Source organism: Acinetobacter sp. AS5 (assembly GCF_048957595.1).
Taxonomy (GTDB): domain Bacteria; phylum Pseudomonadota; class Gammaproteobacteria; order Pseudomonadales; family Moraxellaceae; genus Acinetobacter.
Map to the genome: position 1 here is coordinate 1 of NZ_JARDAL010000159.1, position 687 is coordinate 687.

The window sequence follows — 687 nt, forward strand, 5'->3', positions numbered from 1 at the left end:
ATTATGTTAAATGGAGGGAAAATCTATTTTTAAAGTGATAAAATTATTGTAGTTATTTTAAGAATAGCTGCTTTTGATACTTGATCATCTATCCTAATTAAAAACTGTTTTTTAATAATTTGGAATATAAATAAGATTTAGTTAAAATTAACATTATTCATATAAATTAAAATTATGTATTACATTTACTAATAATTTAAAATAATTAGTAGAAAAAAATTATGTTTTAATTATTTCTTTGATTATATAAGTTGAGAGTAAAAAATGATTAATACGGAATTTTCAGAGTGTATTTCTGCATGTACAAACTGTTCACTTATTTGTACTGAATGTGCAACTTCTTGTTTAAAAGAAAAAGATTTAGAGATGATGCGTGAATGTATTCAACGTTGTCTAGAATGTGCAGATATTTGTCAGTTATGTGTGCGTATGCAACAACATAACTCACCTTTCCTCAAAGAGATTTGTGAGCTTTGTGCTAAGATCTGTGAATATTGTGCGGAAGAGTGTGAAAAACATTCACATGATCATTGTAAAAAATGTGCTGAGGCTTGCCGTCAGTGTGCAGAAGAATGTCGAAAAATTGCCATGTAAAATACTTCAATAATGTTAATTATATGGCTCTAGACTAACATAATCATTCTGCTAGTCTAGAGCCTTTCCTAAAATTAACATAATACACCTTAT

Annotated in this window: 1 protein-coding gene; it reads left to right on the forward strand. The window is 27.2% G+C overall.

What is annotated here, in order from left to right:
* Positions 1 to 264: 264 nt before the first annotated feature.
* Complete coding sequence (locus PV763_RS17740; protein ID WP_004641881.1) at positions 265 to 594, forward strand: four-helix bundle copper-binding protein; 330 nt, start codon at positions 265 to 267, stop codon at positions 592 to 594.
* Positions 595 to 687 lie beyond the last annotated feature (93 nt).